Source organism: Exiguobacterium sp. SRB7LM (assembly GCF_015712685.1).
Taxonomy (GTDB): domain Bacteria; phylum Bacillota; class Bacilli; order Exiguobacteriales; family Exiguobacteriaceae; genus Exiguobacterium; species Exiguobacterium profundum.
On record NZ_VWVR01000006.1, the window covers coordinates 2,693,508 to 2,711,830 of the forward strand.

General features: G+C 43.3%; 22 protein-coding genes. 9 read left to right on the top strand and 13 right to left on the bottom strand.

Going from position 1 to position 18,323, the window contains the following annotated elements:
- Positions 1 to 45 precede the first annotated feature (45 nt).
- The 3 genes from F3H97_RS14590 to F3H97_RS14600 are packed head-to-tail and all read right to left on the bottom strand — an operon-like array spanning position 46 to position 2,431.
- The gene (locus F3H97_RS14590) at positions 46 to 462 is read right to left on the bottom strand and encodes a hypothetical protein (protein WP_196431788.1); all 417 of its coding nucleotides are present in this window, start codon (positions 460 to 462) and stop codon (positions 46 to 48) included.
- 14 nt (positions 463 to 476) lie between these two features.
- The gene (locus F3H97_RS14595) at positions 477 to 785 is read right to left on the bottom strand and encodes a nucleotide pyrophosphohydrolase (RefSeq protein WP_196431789.1); all 309 of its coding nucleotides are present in this window, start codon (positions 783 to 785) and stop codon (positions 477 to 479) included.
- A 2-nt stretch (positions 786 to 787) separates the two neighbouring features.
- Positions 788 to 2,431, bottom strand: a complete 1,644-nt coding sequence (locus tag F3H97_RS14600; protein ID WP_230872869.1) for a DUF2075 domain-containing protein — start codon at positions 2,429 to 2,431, stop codon at positions 788 to 790.
- Positions 2,432 to 2,564: 133 nt separating this feature from the next.
- Between F3H97_RS14600 and F3H97_RS15175 the strand changes: the two genes are divergently transcribed.
- The 4 genes from F3H97_RS15175 (at position 2,565) to F3H97_RS14620 (ending at position 6,717) form a co-directional block, all read left to right on the top strand.
- On the top strand, positions 2,565 to 3,545 hold the full coding sequence (locus F3H97_RS15175; RefSeq protein ID WP_196431790.1) for a LytTR family transcriptional regulator DNA-binding domain-containing protein: 981 nt from the start codon (positions 2,565 to 2,567) through the stop codon (positions 3,543 to 3,545).
- 130 nt (positions 3,546 to 3,675) lie between these two features.
- Entirely contained in the window at positions 3,676 to 4,524 is an 849-nt protein-coding gene (locus F3H97_RS14610; protein WP_031424536.1) for an ABC transporter ATP-binding protein, read from the top strand.
- A complete protein-coding gene (locus tag F3H97_RS14615) occupies positions 4,521 to 5,228 on the top strand; it encodes an ABC transporter permease (RefSeq protein WP_196431791.1) in 708 nt (235 codons plus the stop codon). The genes F3H97_RS14610 and F3H97_RS14615 overlap by 4 nt, the downstream gene beginning before the upstream one ends.
- Positions 5,229 to 5,787: 559 nt before the next feature.
- Positions 5,788 to 6,717: a reverse transcriptase family protein gene (locus F3H97_RS14620; protein ID WP_196431792.1), complete on the top strand. Its 930-nt coding sequence runs from the start codon at positions 5,788 to 5,790 to the stop codon at positions 6,715 to 6,717.
- 479 nt (positions 6,718 to 7,196) lie between these two features.
- On the opposite strand, the gene F3H97_RS14625 is transcribed toward F3H97_RS14620, so the two are convergent.
- Together F3H97_RS14625 and F3H97_RS14630 are read right to left on the bottom strand one after the other, a co-directional pair.
- Positions 7,197 to 7,535, bottom strand: a complete 339-nt coding sequence (locus F3H97_RS14625; protein WP_196431793.1) for a hypothetical protein — start codon at positions 7,533 to 7,535, stop codon at positions 7,197 to 7,199.
- A gap of 98 nt (positions 7,536 to 7,633) precedes the next feature.
- Positions 7,634 to 8,095 carry a hypothetical protein gene (locus F3H97_RS14630; protein WP_196431794.1) on the bottom strand — a complete coding sequence of 154 codons (462 nt, stop codon included), beginning with the start codon at positions 8,093 to 8,095 and terminating at the stop codon, positions 7,634 to 7,636.
- Positions 8,096 to 8,518: 423 nt separating this feature from the next.
- On the opposite strand from F3H97_RS14630, the gene F3H97_RS14635 reads away from it, so the two are divergent.
- On the top strand, positions 8,519 to 8,761 hold the full coding sequence (locus tag F3H97_RS14635) for a hypothetical protein (RefSeq protein ID WP_196431795.1): 243 nt from the start codon (positions 8,519 to 8,521) through the stop codon (positions 8,759 to 8,761).
- Positions 8,762 to 8,802: 41 nt separating this feature from the next.
- Here F3H97_RS14635 and F3H97_RS14640 read toward each other — a convergent pair whose 3' ends face one another.
- The 4 genes from F3H97_RS14640 to groES form a co-directional block, all read right to left on the bottom strand.
- A complete protein-coding gene (locus tag F3H97_RS14640; protein ID WP_196431796.1) occupies positions 8,803 to 9,120 on the bottom strand; it encodes a hypothetical protein in 318 nt (105 codons plus the stop codon).
- Positions 9,121 to 9,293: 173 nt separating this feature from the next.
- Complete coding sequence (locus F3H97_RS14645; RefSeq protein WP_196431797.1) at positions 9,294 to 10,586, bottom strand: competence protein CoiA family protein; 1,293 nt, start codon at positions 10,584 to 10,586, stop codon at positions 9,294 to 9,296.
- Between the two features lie 216 nt (positions 10,587 to 10,802).
- Entirely contained in the window at positions 10,803 to 12,437 is a 1,635-nt protein-coding gene (gene groL, locus F3H97_RS14650) for a chaperonin GroEL (RefSeq protein WP_196431798.1), read from the bottom strand.
- Between the two features lie 39 nt (positions 12,438 to 12,476).
- On the bottom strand, positions 12,477 to 12,761 hold the full coding sequence (groES, locus tag F3H97_RS14655; RefSeq protein WP_015880602.1) for a co-chaperone GroES: 285 nt from the start codon (positions 12,759 to 12,761) through the stop codon (positions 12,477 to 12,479).
- A 213-nt stretch (positions 12,762 to 12,974) separates the two neighbouring features.
- On the opposite strand from groES, the gene F3H97_RS14660 reads away from it, so the two are divergent.
- Entirely contained in the window at positions 12,975 to 13,670 is a 696-nt protein-coding gene (locus tag F3H97_RS14660; RefSeq protein ID WP_230872870.1) for a CPBP family intramembrane glutamic endopeptidase, read from the top strand.
- A 16-nt stretch (positions 13,671 to 13,686) separates the two neighbouring features.
- A complete protein-coding gene (locus tag F3H97_RS14665) occupies positions 13,687 to 13,896 on the top strand; it encodes a YdiK family protein (RefSeq protein WP_015880600.1) in 210 nt (69 codons plus the stop codon).
- Between the two features lie 14 nt (positions 13,897 to 13,910).
- On the opposite strand, the gene F3H97_RS14670 is transcribed toward F3H97_RS14665, so the two are convergent.
- Both F3H97_RS14670 and F3H97_RS14675 read right to left on the bottom strand, forming a co-directional pair.
- On the bottom strand, positions 13,911 to 14,312 hold the full coding sequence (locus tag F3H97_RS14670) for a hypothetical protein (RefSeq protein ID WP_196431799.1): 402 nt from the start codon (positions 14,310 to 14,312) through the stop codon (positions 13,911 to 13,913).
- Positions 14,313 to 14,323: 11 nt separating this feature from the next.
- Positions 14,324 to 15,949: an ABC transporter substrate-binding protein gene (locus F3H97_RS14675; protein WP_196431800.1), complete on the bottom strand. Its 1,626-nt coding sequence runs from the start codon at positions 15,947 to 15,949 to the stop codon at positions 14,324 to 14,326.
- A gap of 100 nt (positions 15,950 to 16,049) precedes the next feature.
- Here F3H97_RS14675 and F3H97_RS14680 point away from each other — a divergent pair, with 100 nt between their 5' ends.
- Positions 16,050 to 17,285, top strand: coding sequence for an MDR family MFS transporter (locus F3H97_RS14680; RefSeq protein WP_196431801.1), 1,236 nt, complete (start codon positions 16,050 to 16,052; stop codon positions 17,283 to 17,285).
- Between the two features lie 35 nt (positions 17,286 to 17,320).
- Here the strand turns inward: F3H97_RS14680 and F3H97_RS14685 are convergent, their stop codons facing one another.
- Both F3H97_RS14685 and F3H97_RS14690 read right to left on the bottom strand, forming a co-directional pair.
- The gene (locus F3H97_RS14685) at positions 17,321 to 17,719 is read right to left on the bottom strand and encodes a hypothetical protein (protein WP_196431802.1); all 399 of its coding nucleotides are present in this window, start codon (positions 17,717 to 17,719) and stop codon (positions 17,321 to 17,323) included.
- A complete protein-coding gene (locus tag F3H97_RS14690) occupies positions 17,716 to 17,874 on the bottom strand; it encodes a hypothetical protein (protein ID WP_031424520.1) in 159 nt (52 codons plus the stop codon). The genes F3H97_RS14685 and F3H97_RS14690 overlap by 4 nt, the downstream gene beginning before the upstream one ends.
- A gap of 104 nt (positions 17,875 to 17,978) precedes the next feature.
- Between F3H97_RS14690 and F3H97_RS14695 the strand changes: the two genes are divergently transcribed.
- Complete coding sequence (locus tag F3H97_RS14695; RefSeq protein WP_074034809.1) at positions 17,979 to 18,314, top strand: TM2 domain-containing protein; 336 nt, start codon at positions 17,979 to 17,981, stop codon at positions 18,312 to 18,314.
- Positions 18,315 to 18,323: the final 9 nt, after the last annotated feature.

The following is an 18,323-nucleotide window of genomic DNA, read 5'->3' on the forward strand; positions in this document are numbered from 1 at the left end:
TGACTTTAAAGTATACAGATGTCACTCATATTTTTCGTATTGCTATTATTCATCAGTAGTTTCTATATATCCACTAATCAAAAATGGAATCTTTAAGTTCGCAAGCTTCATCAAGAAATCTGGTTCAAATTCTAACTTCACATCTAAGTGAGAGACCACATCCAAATCAATCCAGATATCATCGGCTCCACAAGAGCGAAGGGTATCAATATGTTCTGCCAGAGTGTCAATCATCCAAAAAAGTCCGATATACGGATTTTCCATTCTCTGAAATTTAAAAGGTGGTTCAAACGACGCATGACCTACCTTAGCGATTTCTTTACGTTTTCCGATATGCTCAATTTCCCCAACTTCCGTTTGCTTATAAAATTGAATACCTGTTTTCTCTGATGCAGCGCAAGGAGAAAAATGAGGCCCCATTAAATGACAAGGAATCATAAATCGATCGGATGGAATGTTCATATAGAACTCCTCGGTCATTTTTGCGGACTCGGATATTTCACTGCGTTTTTCACAAGCTTGTCTTCAATTGCTTTCGAAACATCGATTCCGGCAGCGTGAGCGAACGTCAACGCGTAAATCAACACATCTGCCAATTCCTCTTCCATCTCCGTCTTCTTCGCCTCAAGCGCTTCTTCACTCGACACCCATTGGAATACCTCAAGGAGCTCACTTGCCTCAAGTGATAACGATAACGCCAAGTCTTTCGGGTTATGATGGAACGCCCAGTCGCGCTCATCTCGGAATTTAATGACCTCATCCATTAATCGTTGTACTTCGTTCATATTTATACCCTCTCTCTTTGTAACTTCAATAATTTTCGTCGTAGCGATTCATCAGATGCATATAGATAGAGGCCTTTGACGCCACGCTTCATCAATATGTTAATCGAGTTCAAGACAATCTGTTCTTTTGCCAAATCAACATTCTCAATACCTTCGATTCCAGCATAGGCTCCCGTATCTTTATATAAATTCGGGTCAATCACCAGACCTTCCTGCTCCTCATCATAGGATACGGATGGGCCTAAAACGACACCAACATAGTTCAAATCAAATCCTTGAATCGTATAGATAGAGCCGGCTTCGGCGATGGTTTCTGCTTTTTCAGCCCACGTCGTTTTTCCACCGGTTGTATTCCATGGCATTTTATAATTTCCGTTCGACTCATATACATAATAGGTGTCTCCGTCCTTTTTGTGTAAAAAGTCAAAGGTCGAAACGACCCGACTCAAGCCGTATCGTCGATCTTGCTCGATGATGGCACGGTGCATCTCTTCTAACGTTTCAAATATTCGTAAATCGTATCGCTTAGATTTCGGTAATGGATTGATTCGTTTTTCTTTAAATGTGTTGACCCAGTTCATCATATCTTCATCTGCTTGCATCCGGAATTGATTGGTTAGTTTGTAGGTCTCAACCGTCCTTGCTTTCTTTTTATAATCATCCAATTTGAATGAATTCCAGTGACTCTTCAGTTTCAACACTTGATGTTGATCAAAAATAGCGATGACAATTTTAGCTTTCTTCAGCAACTCCTCAAGATGGTTGTTTTCTCGGAAATTGTTATAGGCATCTGATTTCGTCAGCAACAAGTGGGCTTCGTCCACAAAGATAATGTCGGCTTTCTCGTCTTTCAGTTTATTCAATAATGGCGTCGGTTTTATGAAGTCCCCTGCTTTAAGATGTTTCACCTGCTTGGCGATTCCTTTATACGTTTTCAACATCTCTTCATGATTAACAACCAAATAATTTTTTGTCTGATGAAGTGTTGAATTAGTGTCTTTTGTTCGAGCTTGGATTGTATTAAAGATTGAGCTCAAGACAACACTCTTCCCTACACCTGCTTCCCCTTCAATCACATATAAATCTCCGTATGTTGCATTCGGATCCACTTTCGACATTTGCGTTTCACAAAAATCAAGAACCTGCTCTTTTAAATCTAATTGCTCGACAGACAATTCTTTAAACGGAGACAGTTTAAAGATATCTTTATTTTCAATGGCATGAAGCTCATTTTGAACAAGTCCCTTCCGATGTAATTCATTCCAAAGTTCGGGAAACAATTCGTTGTCGTAGTAAGTTTTATTGTAGTAATTGTGCGTGAAGTCGTTCGCAGTTTTACTTTTATTCTGAAGTGTATACTTCTCATCTCCTAAAAAATAATTGATGAGCTTTGTTTCGAGATGAAATGTTGCTGAACGGTTGAACTTGTCATGATTGACGAGATGAATTTGACTCAGCTGTTTCCGTTCCGTTTGTTTAAGCTTTAGATGTTGCTTCATTCGCTTTTTAAAATGAACCGTTTCACCAATGTATGCTTCTTTCTCTCCGTTCAAAATGTAAATCACCGGATAGTTCACATATGTTTCTGTATCATCGATGCTATGTAGACTACTTTCTTCGAATGTGAATGGAACGACTTTAACCATACAACAGACCTACTCTCTTCTGATTTCAAATTATATCCATTTCATCATACAATACCTTTTTAAATGATTACGCATCACTTTCCGAGTTCTAAATCAGATAATGGTATAATTCCACTAAAAAGGGAGGGATTCGGTGCTTACTTTTCAAAACGTCTCGGTTCGCCAACAAGACACACTCATTCTCGAAAACATTTCATTTACGATCCAACCAGGTGAGTTGGCGGCTATCCACTGTGGCGTCATTTCCCGAGAAATCATCTTCGGTCTCATCAGTCAGGAGATCACGACTTATACCGGTAACATCGACCATGCTTCAACGCTGTCCCTCTTCTCCATCCGGGACGGTTTATACGACCGACTCACCATCGAGGAGTATTTGCGCTTCACCAAGCGCCTATATGATTCAACTGACTCGGTCGACTCGGTGATGCAGCAACTCCAACTCACGACTTACCGCAAGCAACGCCTCCACCGTCTCAATCGTTCCCTCGTCAGACGCACGCAGTACGCCGCGCTGCTTCTCCAAGACCGTGACCTGTATGTGTTTGAAGAACCGGACCAAGACGTGGACCAAGAAACACGACACCTTTTACGCGATACGTTACAGACATTGACGTCGAGACAAAAAGCCGTCCTTGTCTTGACGAGCAACATGGAGAGTGCGCTCTTCATGACATCGACCGTTTATCGGATTGACCATCGTCACTTGCGCTTGTTAGATGTGGAACCAGAAGAAGAGGATGAGACTGACATCTCATCTGAGGTCATCCACGTCCGTTTCGAGAAAATCCCGACGAAAGTGAACGAAAAAATCATCTTACTCGATCCTCCTGAAATCGACTTCATCGAAAGTCAGGACGGACAGTCGATTTTACATAGTCAATCGGATCAGTTCCCGAGCGTCTTCACAATGAATGAGCTCGAGACGCGTTTGACTCCGTACGGTTTCTTCCGCTGCCATCGGTCATATCTCGTGAACTTACAACGTGTCCGCGAAGTCATCACCTATACGAAAAATAGCTTCAGTCTCGTCTTGGATGATTCAGAGAAGACAACGATTCCGTTATCCAAGACAAAAATGGCAGAATTGAAGACGATGATGGGTCTCAAATAGTCTCCATTCATAGTTCATATCGCTTCGTTCACCTCATGATAAGCGCCATTTGTCGCCATTTTAGTGCGGTCTTCCCCCATTCCTTATACGATAGAGGCAAGCAAGATGACATCGACAAGGAGGAACGGGAATGGAACCAATCATTCAAGTGAACGGGTTAAAGAAATTGTTTGGAAACGAGGAAGCGTTACATGATGTGACGTTCACGGTAGGAAAAGGGGAAGTGTTCGGCTTCTTAGGACCGAGTGGTTCAGGAAAGACGACGACGATTAAAATTTTGACGTCACAACTCGCACAGACAGCTGGCGATGCTACCGTATTCGGTGTGCCGGTCGCTGACTTGAAACAAGAACAGTACCGCAAACGCATTGGCGTGTTGACGGACAATAGCGGTCTCTATACACGACTTTCTATAGAAGAGAACTTGAGCCTATATTGCGACCTCTATGATGAACCGAAGACCCGGATTGATGAAGTATTGAACATGGTCAATCTTAGCGGGGAACGGAAGAAGCGCATCGACAAACTCTCTAGAGGAATGTTGCAACGGGTGACGCTCGCACGCGCCCTTCTTCATGAGCCAGAGCTCCTGTTTCTAGATGAACCGACATCGGCTCTCGATCCGGTCAACTCTCGACATATCTATAAAGGGATTGAACGGTTGAAGGCTAACGGAACGACCATCTTTTTAACGACACACGACATGCAAGAAGCCGAAGAGCTATGTGACCGTGTCGCTTTCTTACATCAAGGGTCGATTCAACTGCTCGATGCACCGAACATATTGCGCAGGAAATATGCGACGGGATCGATGCGGGTCGAATTGAACAACGGTCAGACGCATGAAGTGACGCAAACCGACGAAGGCGCGGATTGGCTCCATAAACAGATGCGTGCTAAAAATATCGCATCGATCCATTCCAACGAGCCGACACTCGGCGATATCTTTATCGAAGTGACAGGGAGGAAATTATCATGACTTTTTCAATGAAACGTGCACTCGCTATTTTCCAGAAAGACTACAAGGATTTGTCTCGAAACTTGTTCGTCTCGTCGACCTTGATCATGCCGCTCTTCTTCGCTGTCTTCTATTCACGAATCGGTGACGGTGGCGTTGATATCACGTACTTCGTCATCAACATCACGTTCAGCCTCGTGGCCATCTTCGTACAGTGTGCGTTGATTGCCGAAGAGAAAGAGAAAAACACGCTCCGTGGGCTCATGTTATCCCCGGCGAGCACGCTCGACATCTTGCTTGGGAAGAGCGCCCTCACATTCGTGACGACGATGATCCTCATTGTCGGATCGGCATTTTTGATGGACTATGCCCCGCAAAATCTGGCTGTGATGGCCCTCGCGCTCATCGTCTCGACATTCTTTTATATCGGGATTGGAACGATGTTCGGCTTGATGACGAAGACGGTCATGGAAGCTTCATTGATTGTCATGTTGCCGTTCTTTTTCTTCTCGTTCTCACCGATGTTGTTGCCACTACAAGATCGTTTCGCCATCATCGGAGTGCTTGAGTATTTACCGAACGTGCTCTTAATTGATGTAGCTCATCAAGTGGAAGACGGTGCGAACTTCGGTGCCGTAGGACTTGAGCTTGGATTGCTAACTGCTTGGGCACTTGCTGCATTCGTCGGTAGCGTCGTGATGTATAACCGGAAGCAGACGGATTAAAAGCACGAATTTTTTATCCGTATATTTCTATTTTTATTCTTTGTATAAAATAACCTTTATATAGCTGTTGATTTGAATAAATATTTACATTTATGCACTTTAGTGTTAATATTTGCTTTAGAACTAAACAACCAAAAATATCCGCTTCTTAACTATTGCCTTTTAGGTGTAATGAACTGAGCTGCCTTCGTAATTGATGTCAGCATGCTCATTCTGTTTTCCGGCGAATCGCTTCTACACGGTAAGTGCGGAGCTTCCGCCAGAATACGATGTTAAAGATAGATACTCGATCTGGTTGCTCTTGTGATTCTTCTAATTCCATGTGTGCGGAGGGGCTAGAAATAGCCTACAACATGTATAAGGAGAATTTTATGAAAACACAAGAGAGTTCTATTGAGTTATCTCGAGTTGAAAAGAGGAAGTTGAAGAATAAAAACTCAATTTCCAAGGGGCTTCGTTTTTTTGGTAGCGTACTTAAAACCGTATACTACTTGATAGCGATACTCGAAAAACTATTCAATTCACTTTAACATCGGATTTTTATTATTCGGAGGTTTTCATGGACTATTCTTCTTGTAAACTATATAAGATTGAAACAAAAAAGTCGCTCTCATACATTCTACAAACCCCGAAGAGTAGTTTGAAAAATGTAAATCTTTGTTATTATCCAAAGGTGAATATTTTCAATAAAAATACTTCTTCAGGAAAAGTACGAACATTTTATAATCCTACGGGAGAACATAAAAAAGCGTTAAGAAATATTAATCGTTCCCTCTCGGTTTTACCAATACCACCTTATGTGATCGGAGGCATTAAAAAACAAAGTATTATTTCAAACGCCTCTAAGCATATGTCTTCAAGGTTTTTTTTATCTATGGATATTAAAGACTTCTTTAACCACGTTCCACAAAAATATATCTATTCTTTTTTTAAAAATGATTTAAAAATGTCGATTGATTCAGCAAAGATTTGTACAACCCTCGTTACTTACGAAATAGACAACCACTCAATACTTCCTCAAGGGTACCCCACTAGTCCTATATTATCCTACCTTACTAACAAAAAAATGTTCGATAAAATTTCCCAATTATCCAGTCAGAATAACATCATTTTTTCACTGTATGTAGATGACCTAACATTTTCTTCTCCTAATCCCATATCAAAAAAATTCGAAAATGAAGTCAGAAAAATATTGAATTTTTACAGTTATAAAGTAAACTCTTCAAAAACTAAAAGACAATACATTACTAAACCTGTACTAATCACAGGTGTTATTATTAATAACGGGGAATTGCTCCCTCAAATTAAACATACTAAACAAATGATAGATTATATCCATAATATTAAAAGTAGAGACCTCCACGAAGTTAACATTGATTCATGGGGTAAAAAAATACGAGGATACTATTACTATCATCAAGCTTTTGAATCGTATTCAGGAATTAAATTTCCTCAAATAAAAAACTTTTTGGGCAATTACAAGAAATGATGTTTGTTAATTATCCAAAACGTTTTTGAGAAAACAAAGAAATTTTATCAAATCATACTAGACTTCAAATAATATTCTTGGTTATCGAACTGAGTTTTATTAAGTTGCTGTGCTATATGTGTGTAGTGCAAAATAGGAGTGCAGAGTTGTGACTTTTCCGTTGCACACTTTTGCACTCCTATGGTTCTTACGCAATGTTGGTGAACGATGACGCTACTTTGGTCAAATGGCATGGTTGAGGGGCAGTTCAATCGACTGAAAATGATCAAACGTTAAATGTATGGTCAGGCGGGATTGGAACTGTCTACTGATATATGAATCGACATCTACCTAACCATAGAGATGGAGTATTTCATCAGAAGTGAAGAAGAACCATTTTAACAGTATTGATTACAATACCATCACGCCCGTGAAATTTTGGCGAAAGAAAATCATCCATAGGTACTTAAATAACTTAATAAAATATACCAAGATTATGATTAGTTACTTTTATTATCACCTTTTTTGAATGATAAAATTTCTTTATCTAATCTTTTTTTACATTGTCGTATCGTTTGGTTGCTAATTTTCATAAATTTTTCACTATTAAGTTCGACTTTTTTATCATATTCTTTCCATGAAATTTTATTATTCTTATTTATTTCATGAAAAATTTCTAATAATTTGTGTTGATATTTCCTAAATTCATCTAACTCCGCTTCTAAACCTTCAACAAACATAGCTTCTGATTTCAACTTTGCAGATGAGTGACTTATTTCGTTTCTTTTAAATGTTTCTTGTTCTAAATACTCATATATCAAATCAAAATCTGCTTTCAATTCTTCTTCTTTCTTCGTTATTTTTGATTTGATGGATCTAATTTCTCTTCTATTTAATCTTTTGTTTGTCTCTAATAACTCTTGACCTTTCTCTATTTCTACTTTCTTTTTTTAGCAAAATTATAATGATCATTATAATTTCTAAGAATATTAAACCATTCAAAATTTAAAGTATTCAAATGCAAAAGTTCCTGCACTAAATTATCAATCTTATTGATACGTAAGTTTGAAATTATCAGTTCCCTTTGCTGTTTGTCGTTTAGCCTTGCACTTTCTATCATACTTTCTAATTGAACTTTAAGAGTTTCTTTTTGAAGGCTTTTCTGTGCTTTTAATTGAAGTGATGTTGCGATAGAAACTGTTACAGCACCAATAATGGCACCAAAGTATCCACCCCAATAGCTCAACCACCCGTTGGCATCCCCAATTGCTTTCGAAAATATCTCAACATGCATAAATAAAGATAAAATAACTGGCGTAAGTACTATTAATATTACCGCTCCAATTCCAATCCGCCTTAGATAGTTAACTTCCTTCTTCTTTATTAATTTCTCTCCCATATCTCTCCCTCTTTCTACTCCTTATAATATGTTAACAGCGATTTCAAATTGGAACTTCCTTACTTTTGATGAAACGCCATCCCTATTATTATACAAACATCGATTCTCGTCTCCGTAGAAAAGTCAGGTTTTAAGTGACACTTAAGGTTTTAATACGCAGCAATTCTAATCATATACAACTATACATTCGAAGTTGAATTGTTTTCAGACGATTAGGCGTATGGTCGTAAGGTTGCAAAATGATTGTTCCATACATTATAAAATTAAGTGCAACACCGGAACGCGAATGCAAAAAAAACACCGCGGCATCCTCGTGTAGAATGAATTTACCACACAAACATTCAGACGGAGGAATCACTATAAGCCACACCCACCTTACCAAAACGGAACACGTGAAAATAGAAATCTATCGGAGCTCGGGACTTGCTCAACGGTGCTACGAGAAGGCAAAGACCCGTTGCGCCGCCAAGACGAAGCTCGACGACGGAACTCGGCAAGGAGTTCAATGGTCACGAGCACATTCAGACATTGCTCGGCGTGCCGATGTATGTAGCCGACCCATACGTATCGTGGCAACGGGCGACCGAGAAAGTGCCTGAACTAGAAAACCGCACGCGTGGTCTTCACCGAGGAAGTGTTGCGCTTAATCTGACAAACAACGGGTAAAAAAGTCTCTGCCAAAAATATACAGAGACTTGAGAAATATATTAATTGCATAATTCGTTATACGTTGATTCACTAATCTCATCGTACCCATAGTCACAAAAATATTCGTATGCTTCTGCTCTCCAATCCCGTTCTTCTGTTAAATAGAATATTTCTTCCTCCAACTCTTCATTTCTCTCTCGGAGATTCTCTAGTTCTTCAACCATCTTTAGATACTCTTGATACTGCTCTTCCTCATATTCAAACGCTTCTGCTCGTCCTTCCGTCCCACGCTCTGCTTCTTCAGCAGCATGATCCGCATTGGCACCAAACTTATTAATCTCATCGCAAGCACTCAACAAGAAGACAGTTGTTATCATAACTATAGATATTCTTCGTCTCATATTCTGCTGCTCCTTTTAGTACATCATTCTACCCGAGAGATGACCCATACTTGTTTTTTTAAGTATGAACCGATTGAATTTCCTCATTTCACTCATCATATACTCTCAGAGCCGCCTCAATTAGATCATCTAAACCCGATAGACTTACTTTAAAGTGTCATGTTTATTACAGCATACGTTCTATCTCGTTGCCCGCCTGTTGACGAAAGTTCAATTACGTTCTCTTCGACTAATTGATCAAGACAAGCACAGACGTCTGAGTAAATTTTGTAGCGTCCTGTATTGTAAGACTTATTTGAAGCACCATTGAGCACTAGATACTCTGCTACATCGTCAGCATTTATCGATCTTAACCTACAAGTTTTGATATATTCCAAAATTGCCGTTCGAAAATGACTTTTTGTTAGTAAATTCTTCGAGCTTACTTGACGTTTTGATGAATCGTAACGCTTGTTTAGTAATTCAGTTCTACGTGCGTCTTCGATTTCTTTTTGTTTCGCGACGTATTCTTTCTCCTTCTGCTGCACTTCCTGTAAAAAGGAATATCTTAGCTGCGTTTCGATTTTCGGATCGCTTAGCTGTAAAGTTTGGGTAGTTAACAGCGCAGTAGATAGGCTAATTTCATATCCTGCATTTAAAACAAATGCTCGGAATGGACTTTCTTGCCTATCTTCAATAAAGCGTCGAACAGAGAATTGAATACTATCTTCTTTAGATTGGATGTAGTAAAGGCTTCGAACTTTATAAGAATCCGGAGTATTTTGATGATGATAATCAAATAATTCAAATAAGGATTGATCATACGTTATTTCATTCAACAATGTTTCCCACATTAAATCTTCAGGAGTCTTCATTGCAAGATTCAACTCAGCTTCCCAAAGGTGTATCACATGACGTCCTAAATCAATCGACTGTTCTGTTTTTTCAATGAACCAAATCGGTATAAGTCCCTTTTCTTTAAAATATGTATTCCGTTTAATAATTTGATTAGCCAATTTTTCATCTCGATTTTGTGTCACGTTGGTAAGCACCGTAATCGCAATTTCTTTATTCACATTTTTTACGATAATATCAGGATAGTAACGCCACTTTTCAGTCGCTTTTGCTACAAAACCGTATTCAACTTCGAGTTCCTTATTTACTTTTTGTTGAGCTTTCAGTTCATCATGAATAAAGTTCTTTATAACCGAATGCTGTTTTGACTCTCGTTTAATCTGCTCCTCATATTTGTCACTCTCAATAGAAAGTTCACATGACTTTGACTTCTTGTGAGAAAAATGAAATTTCCGCTTATCTCCAGATTTAATAACAAGTGTTTCCTTACAATAAGGACAGCTAAATGCTCCTTTAGTCGAACTTTTTTTCAGTTCACGAATTTCTCGCTTTTCATCTAATAATACTGATAAGTTTATGTTCCTTCCCTCATATATCGCTTCTTGCAAAATCAATCCCTCCCTAATTAAAATGGATTATTAAAATACATTATATTACTTTTTAGTTTCGTTTATTCCATTATATAACATCGATATCACTTTAAAAATATAATCCTTAGAGAAGAAAAATAGCTAACTGACTTTAATCATTTTGAATCATCACTGACAACAAAAAAACCACCCACCAGCTTTCGCTGATAGATGGCTCTCATTAAGACGTATGACTTACATCATACCGCCCATTCCACCCATACCGCCCATGTCAGGCATTGCAGGAGCGTCTTTTTCTGGCTTGTCTGCGATGACGGCCTCTGTTGTGAGGAACATCGCTGAGACAGATGCTGCGTTTTGGAGTGCTGAACGCGTCACTTTCGCCGGGTCGACGATACCGTGTGCGATCATGTCGACATATTCGCCAGTTGCCGCGTTGTACCCGACACCGACTGACTCGTTCTTGAGTTTCTCGACGATGACCGAACCTTCTTCACCCGCGTTTTCCGCGATTTGACGGACCGGTGCTTCGAGTGCACGAAGGACGAGTTTCACACCCGTTGCTTCATCCGCTGTCACTTCTGCAAGCAACGCACGAACAGCCGGGATGACGTTGATGAGTGATGTACCACCACCCGCAACGATTCCTTCTTCGACGGCCGCACGTGTCGCGTTGAGCGCGTCTTCGATGCGAAGTTTACGCTCTTTGAGCTCTGTCTCCGTAGCTGCACCGACTTTGACGACGGCTACGCCACCAGCGAGTTTCGCGAGACGCTCTTGGAGTTTTTCACGGTCGAAGTCAGACGTTGTCTCTTCGATTTGGTTACGGATCGTTTGAACGCGTGCTTTGATCGTTTCTTCGTTTCCTGCACCTTCGACGACAGTCGTTGTGTCTTTTGTGACGACGACTTTCGATGCGCGACCGAGCATGTCGAGTGATGCCGATTTGAGATCGAGACCGAGGTCTTCTGTGATGACTTGACCCCCTGTGAGTGTCGCGAGGTCTTCGAGCATCGCTTTACGACGGTCACCGAATCCTGGTGCTTTGACGGCTACCGCGTTGAACGTACCACGAAGTTTATTCAAGACGAGTGTCGCGAGTGCATCGCCTTCGATGTCTTCTGCGACGATCAAGATCGGCTTCCCTTGTTGCACGACTTGCTCGAGCACTGGGATGATTTCTTGAATGTTCGAGATCTTCTTGTCTGTGATCAAGATGTACGGGTTGTCGAGTGACGCTTCCATCTTGTCAGAGTCTGAGATCATGTATGGTGACAAGTATCCACGGTCGAACTGCATTCCTTCAACGACGTCGAGTTCAGTCGTGAAGCCGCGTGATTCTTCGATTGTGATGACACCGTCGTTACCGACGCGCTCCATCGCTTCTGCGATCAATTCGCCGACTTCTTCGTCTGCTGCCGAGATGGCCGCGACTTGTGCGATCGCTTCTTTTGACTCGATTGGTTTCGAGATGGCTTTCAACTCTTCAAGTGCGCGTGTGACCGCTTTGTCGATTCCTTTACGAAGAATCATCGGGTTCGCGCCCGCCGTGACGTTCTTGAGCCCTTCACGAATCATCGCTTGTGCGAGGACTGTCGCTGTTGTCGTACCGTCCCCTGCGACTTCGTTCGTCTTCGACGCGACTTCCGCAACAAGTTTCGCGCCCATGTTTTCGAAGCGGTCTTCGAGTTCGATTTCTTTCGCGATTGTCACACCATCGTTCGTGATGAGTGGTGAACCGAATTTCTTCTCGAGGACGACGTTACGTCCTTTTGGTCCAATCGTTACTTTGACTGCGTCAGCGAGTGCGTCGACGCCGCGAAGCATCGCATGACGTGCATCTTCTGAGAATTTAATATCTTTTGCCATCGTTCATTTCCCCCTAAAAAAGTTTTTGAATAATGGTGCTTAGCCTACGATTGCGAGAATATCGCTCTCGCGAACGATTAAGTACTCTTTTCCATCATGCTTCACTTCGGTACCTGCATACTTCGAGTAGATGACCAAATCATTTTCTTTCACGTCGAGATCGATGCGCTTGCCTTCGTCCGTCACGCGGCCTGTACCGACTGCGACGACTTTCCCTTGTTGCGGCTTTTCTTTCGCCGTATCAGGAAGCACGATGCCCCCGATCGTCTTTTCTTCTTTCTCCACGACTTCGATGATGACACGATCGCCTAGTGGTTTTAACATGGAAAAACCCTCCTCCGAATATGAATGATGTAATGTGTATCGTAAGGTTTTAGCACTCAGTTAAAAGGAGTGCTAACATTGATAAGTGTAGTATGAGCCGATTAAAAAATCAAGTGGGGAGCATTAAAAAATGCTCTTACTCGCGGTCAAGAGAACTTATTTGTTACAATGAGAAAAAGGTAGGTTCACTCTTATGATTAAGGACGTGTTGAATTGGCTACACTAAACTCAAACCAATCGATAAATACCCGTTTTTCGATGGCGCCTAACATTCGTCTCCGGCACCTCACCCCGATTTTACTATATGCGTTCGTCCAGCTATTCCCGCTCGTCCTCAGTGAAGTACGACCTGAATGGCTAACAGAAACGTTCGTCGGGCTCTGGCTCGCCATCGGATTCGGTGTGACGATTGTTCTGTCAATCTTGCTCATCTGGCCAGACTTGAAACAATACAAGGCCCAAGGCATCCAGTCGAACTTGAACGACACGGTCAAATGGATCGGGCTCGGGATTTTGATGCAATACGGGCTCGTCATCGTGGCGAACTTGATTGAGACGGCCATCTCTGGTGAACTCGTCGAGTCGATGAACACACAAAATATTGCCGAGATGGTGGAAGTCATTCCACTTATGATTTTGCCGGTCGTCTTGCTCGGACCGATCATCGAAGAGATTCTTTTCCGTCATATCTTGTTCGGGAACTTGAACGCGCGCTTCGGTTTCTGGATTGCGTTTGGGGTCAGTTCGATCCTATTCGCACTCATCCACCAAGATAATCGGTTCCTCGTCTATATCGCGATGAGTTTCGCATTCTCTTACGCGTATGCGAAGACAAGACGATTGATCGTTCCGATCGCCATCCACGCGTTTAACAACGCGCTCGTGATGCTCGTACTATTTTTAATGTAGAAATGAGGTGGCAGTTATGCCGCGACAATTAAAAGTGATGATGCTCTTCAGTCTATCGTTCGGTGTGTTGTTCACCGTCCTCGCGTACTTCTCGGTACAAGAGTACGGCTTCAGCTTCTGGACGTACTTTATCATCGCCGTCGCCGCTTACGACTTTTTCAAAGTGTATCAAATCTTGGCACTCGCCCGAAAAGTCAAAAAAGAAGGCACGGACAAATCCGCATAACGAAACCCCGAGTCTTACGAGCTCGGGGTTTTTCTTATGGTTGTAACTTTCGATTGATCCTGTATCTCTTCTTGATAGACACTTCGAATGAGAAGTCCGCGCAGACCGAACAATACACCTAATGCAACATAAATGGTATCAATTAATGAGAGTTGTGGTTTATCTAAGAAGAAATTAATGACCACGCCAATGACCAGCAAACCGTAAATCGTGATGTTCATGAGTGTCGCATCGACTTGTCTCATGATTCTTTTGCTCACCTTTTCCTCAAGCTTTTCAATTTCTTCGTGTCGATAGCCATAGATGGTGAACCCTAGCCCCGTGAGTGACAAGGCGACGAATTCACCATCCCATAGCGCAAACAAAAACAGTCCTACAAAAAAGACCATAAATCCGATCAGTAACTTCTTACGCACAATATCCCTCCTTATGATGGAATCCATAGTTTCGCAAAATCAAAATAACCGAACAAGTCGACACAGACGTCCTTCAGCTCGACCGGGAACGGGATCGTCCGCTCCTCGTTATAGAGCGGGATGAAATACGACTTCTCTTTCAACTCGCGCTCAATCTCCCGGTGCAGCGGCAACCATTCTTCAAACGGCAGGTCATCATATTGCCCGACCCGCTCCGACATCCCCTCTATATAAGGGAACACTTTATGCGGGGGCGAGTACTCGTTCGTCATGAACTGTTCAAACCCGAGCGTGATGTTCCGCTCGAACACTTCCCCGTGAACGACCAAATCGATGTATTCATAATACGTCTTGTCATGGATCGAATCTTTGAAGCTGATGGGCACGAACTCATAAGCAATGCCGTGACGCGTTAACATTTCGGCAATCCAGTCGGTCGTATCATTCGTGAAGTCCGTCTGTTTGATTCGAATCGGTCGGTCGAATGTGACGGGTGTTCCTTTTGGAATGCGATACGTCTCGCTCAGCGAACCGAGAAACCCTCGGTCGTTCGGTGTTCTCCGTTCATTCCGTGTCCCGATTTCCGGTCGAATCTCCGCAATCAATCGATGCATGTAATGTCTCGCTTCTTCATTGGCGAACACACTATTCGGGTGACTGTTCAAGATGACAAGCCCGAACCCGGACGGTGTCGAGATGTGTCCGGTTTCTTTGGAATCTCTTGATGAGATGCGATACGTCGGATCGTATCCGTCCGGCACTTTGATGAACTCGACCCGGTCCAGGAGCGCCCGCACCCCAAAATAATTCTCGAAGGCGAGAAGGACCGTCTTCTCCTTGTCATGGCGATCCAATTGAAACGGCCCCGTCCCGACACTTCCTTTAGCGATACTCGTATGAATCATCGACAGTTTCGGGATGTACGAATTCCGACGCCGGTCGAGCGTGACGTCGACGCGATACGTGCCGTTCGATGCGATATGCCGGACGTGCCGATACATATATCGATACGCATCCGACTGAACGAGTGTGCGTAAACTTTTCGTCACATCTTTACTCGTCATGAGCGACCCGTCATGGAATCGGACCCCTTTCCGAAGAAACAAGACGAGCGTATTCCCCTGCCATTCATAGTGATGCGCAAGCTCCCCTGTGACCTCACCAGACGCGTCAATCATGAACAGACGATTGAAGACGTTCTGGACGAGGTGGGCACTGTGGATGTCAGCCGCCTCGAGCGGATGTGTCGTCAAAAAGTGACGACGGCGCGGGATGATGAGCGCATCACTCGACGTCTGGACGTAACCGAACTTCTTCTCGAGCTGGCGCATGAACCGTCCCGCCTGTGCCGGCGACCAGTCCCACTCCAGTTGACTCGTCACTGCCTCGACTGACTCTTTCTCCATGCGTTCGAGCAGCTGTTTGGCTAAATCACGCTCGACGTGACGCAACCATTCGAGACGCGTCAAATTCCCCCGTCCACGTCCGCTCGTATACGTGAGCCACCCTTCTTCTTGCCACCGTGCCAAATGACGCTTCGTCTGTTTCGGGCTTAAATGAATGGCTTCCGCCATATCAGAAATCGTGTACGCCCCATCGCGACATTCTTTCCACAATCTAAATAAATACGCATCCACGTCACATCCCCCTTAAAAGTGGACATCATTTCCCCATGTCGTCCATTTTTCAAATCCGTTGTCTTGTTTATCATACAGTTACAGAATGGAAGGTGACAAGATGAAATGGAAAGATATACCTAAACCAATAAAAGTTCGACTCGTAACATCATTTTTTAATCGTTCGGTCTCATTCGCCATCATGCCGTTCATGGCACTTCTCTTTGTCAAAGCGTTCAATGAATGGATCGCGGGCGTCTTCCTGATCTCGCTCGTCTGTCTCGGATACGTGATCGGGTTGATCGGGGGCTATCTCGCTGATAAGTTTTCAAGAAAGCGACTTCTCGTGTTGACGGCAAGTCTCACAGCATCAATGTTTCTCATCATGACGCTCAGTCTTCAGTTCGACCAGATGATCATTTTCATGATCGCCTATACGATTTTCACGGTCACGAATAACCTCGGGAGGCCTGCGATGAGCGCCATCATCATCGATGCGACAACGCCTGAGAACCGAAAAGCCGTGTACGCGCTCGATTACTGGTTGATCAACTTATCCATCACGATCGGGACGGCACTCGGGGGCTGGCTCTATGTCAGCAATCAATTGTTACTATTTTGGATTTTGACGTTCACGTCGAGCATGTTGCCGATCGCGTACGCCATCTTCCTCGAGGACACGAAACGGACGTGGACCTCTCAAAAGCTTCGCCTCGTCTTCGTCGATGTGTTCCAAAGTTATCAAATCGCCTGGCGTGACCGCCCGTTCGTCAAAGTCGTCTTCGGCTCGATGTGTATCCTCGCTGCCGAGTTCTCAATGGGCAGTTATGTCGCGGTCCGGCTCGCCGATTCATTCGAACCGCTCTCGATTGAATCATGGACAATCAACGGGGTGCGGATGATGAGTCTCATTCAAATCGAGAACACGCTCATCGTCGTCGCGTTGACGTTCTTCATTCAACGTCTCGCCTCCCGTTTCTCAAACAAGCATACGCTACTCGGCGGACTCGCGTTGTACACGATCGGATACGCCGTCATCACGAGTGCGAACTCGATGATGCTACTTCTCGGTTTCATGCTCATCGCCACGTTCGGCGAATTGTTGTACTCGCCGGTATTGAACACGGAGAAGGCAAACATGATGCCAGAGGACCGACGTGGTGCGTACTCTGCGTTTGCTGGGACCTCATTCGCCGGTGCCGACTTCTTATCACGTTCGACGATTTTGATTGGGTCGCTTCTCACCCCGTTCATGATGAGCGTCTACATCGGACTGTTGGTCAGCTTCGGCTGTTTCCTCGTCTATAGCGGCATCTATGTAAAAGAAAAGCTCGTCCTGCGACGAGCCGCGTCCTAAATCAAACCCATCCTTTCTCAGTGGAAGGATGGGTTTTAGTCGAGCTGTTGTTGGTGCATCGCATAGATCAAGGTCAACGCCCGGATGCAGAAGATTGTCGAGAAGCCATAGATGCTCAGCTCGAGCAACGAAACAGATGGATATTGTAGGCCAAGGGAGACCACATAGCCTACTAAACAAAGCAAGACGACAAGTGTGATCGTCCATTCATCCGACTTCCGCTTCATCTTCTCCGCCAACCCCTTCTCTTCTTTCTCTACACGTTCCCGCTGCCAAAAGTAAAAGAACACTGCATACATCGCAAACGAGATTCTTGGAACGTCACCTAAGAGTAAATCAAAAATGATGAGACCTAAAAATAAGTATGTCCCTAATTGATAGCCGCTCTGCATTTGAAGACGCGAACGAAGTGATCCGTTTGACCCCCACTTCATAATCCAATCACCGCCACGGTCAATCCACCGTAGACGAACCCGAGTACGATGGCACTGATTGCCATACGTTTATATTGCGGATATTGATAAAGGGCAACCGCCCCACCAACGACGTGAACAAATGCGACGATAAACGTCAAAATCGGAAAAAGCATAAAGAACCTCTTTTCTTTTTAGGAAATCATGGAAACAAATCCATTTTCCGATATACTTGAGTGCGAACTCATTATAACAATTATGGATAGGGAGTTGGAGTCCTATGAATTATTCGCGTATGGATTTGACGACAGAAGAAATGTTACTCGTGAACAGCGAAGTCGAAAAACGAAAACGTAGCTTGCTCGTCGCCTACTTGCTTTGGTTTTTCCTCGGTGCATTTGGTGCGCACCGTTTCTATTTCAAAAAAATCGGTTCAGGAATCGCCATGGTCCTACTCGTCGTCTTGACGCTCGGTCTCGGTGCATTCATCACAGGCATTTGGGCACTCGTCGATGCGTTCCTCATGCCAGGTTGGCAACAACGGGAAGTCGAGCAGATTGAGCGCGAGACGATTGAGCTGCTTCAAACACGCTCTGATCGCTATACAGGTTTCTAATCAAAAAAG

Excerpts from the sequence above, each read along its gene's own strand:
- F3H97_RS14590 (WP_196431788.1), bottom strand. The coding sequence starts at position 462 with ATGAACATTCCATCCGATCGATTTATGATTCCTTGTCATTTAATGGGG.
- F3H97_RS14595 (WP_196431789.1), bottom strand. The coding sequence starts at position 785 with ATGAACGAAGTACAACGATTAATGGATGAGGTCATTAAATTCCGAGAT.
- F3H97_RS14600 (WP_230872869.1), bottom strand. The coding sequence starts at position 2,431 with ATGGTTAAAGTCGTTCCATTCACATTCGAAGAAAGTAGTCTACATAGC.
- F3H97_RS14610 (WP_031424536.1), top strand. The coding sequence starts at position 3,676 with ATGGAACCAATCATTCAAGTGAACGGGTTAAAGAAATTGTTTGGAAAC.
- F3H97_RS14615 (WP_196431791.1), top strand. The coding sequence starts at position 4,521 with ATGACTTTTTCAATGAAACGTGCACTCGCTATTTTCCAGAAAGACTAC.
- F3H97_RS14620 (WP_196431792.1), top strand. The coding sequence starts at position 5,788 with ATGGACTATTCTTCTTGTAAACTATATAAGATTGAAACAAAAAAGTCG.
- F3H97_RS14630 (WP_196431794.1), bottom strand. The coding sequence starts at position 8,095 with ATGGGAGAGAAATTAATAAAGAAGAAGGAAGTTAACTATCTAAGGCGG.
- F3H97_RS14640 (WP_196431796.1), bottom strand. The coding sequence starts at position 9,120 with ATGATAACAACTGTCTTCTTGTTGAGTGCTTGCGATGAGATTAATAAG.
- groL (WP_196431798.1), bottom strand. The coding sequence starts at position 12,437 with ATGGCAAAAGATATTAAATTCTCAGAAGATGCACGTCATGCGATGCTT.
- groES (WP_015880602.1), bottom strand. The coding sequence starts at position 12,761 with ATGTTAAAACCACTAGGCGATCGTGTCATCATCGAAGTCGTGGAGAAA.
- F3H97_RS14665 (WP_015880600.1), top strand. The coding sequence starts at position 13,687 with ATGCCGCGACAATTAAAAGTGATGATGCTCTTCAGTCTATCGTTCGGT.
- F3H97_RS14680 (WP_196431801.1), top strand. The coding sequence starts at position 16,050 with ATGAAATGGAAAGATATACCTAAACCAATAAAAGTTCGACTCGTAACA.
- F3H97_RS14685 (WP_196431802.1), bottom strand. The coding sequence starts at position 17,719 with ATGAAGTGGGGGTCAAACGGATCACTTCGTTCGCGTCTTCAAATGCAG.
- F3H97_RS14690 (WP_031424520.1), bottom strand. The coding sequence starts at position 17,874 with ATGCTTTTTCCGATTTTGACGTTTATCGTCGCATTTGTTCACGTCGTT.
- F3H97_RS14695 (WP_074034809.1), top strand. The coding sequence starts at position 17,979 with ATGAATTATTCGCGTATGGATTTGACGACAGAAGAAATGTTACTCGTG.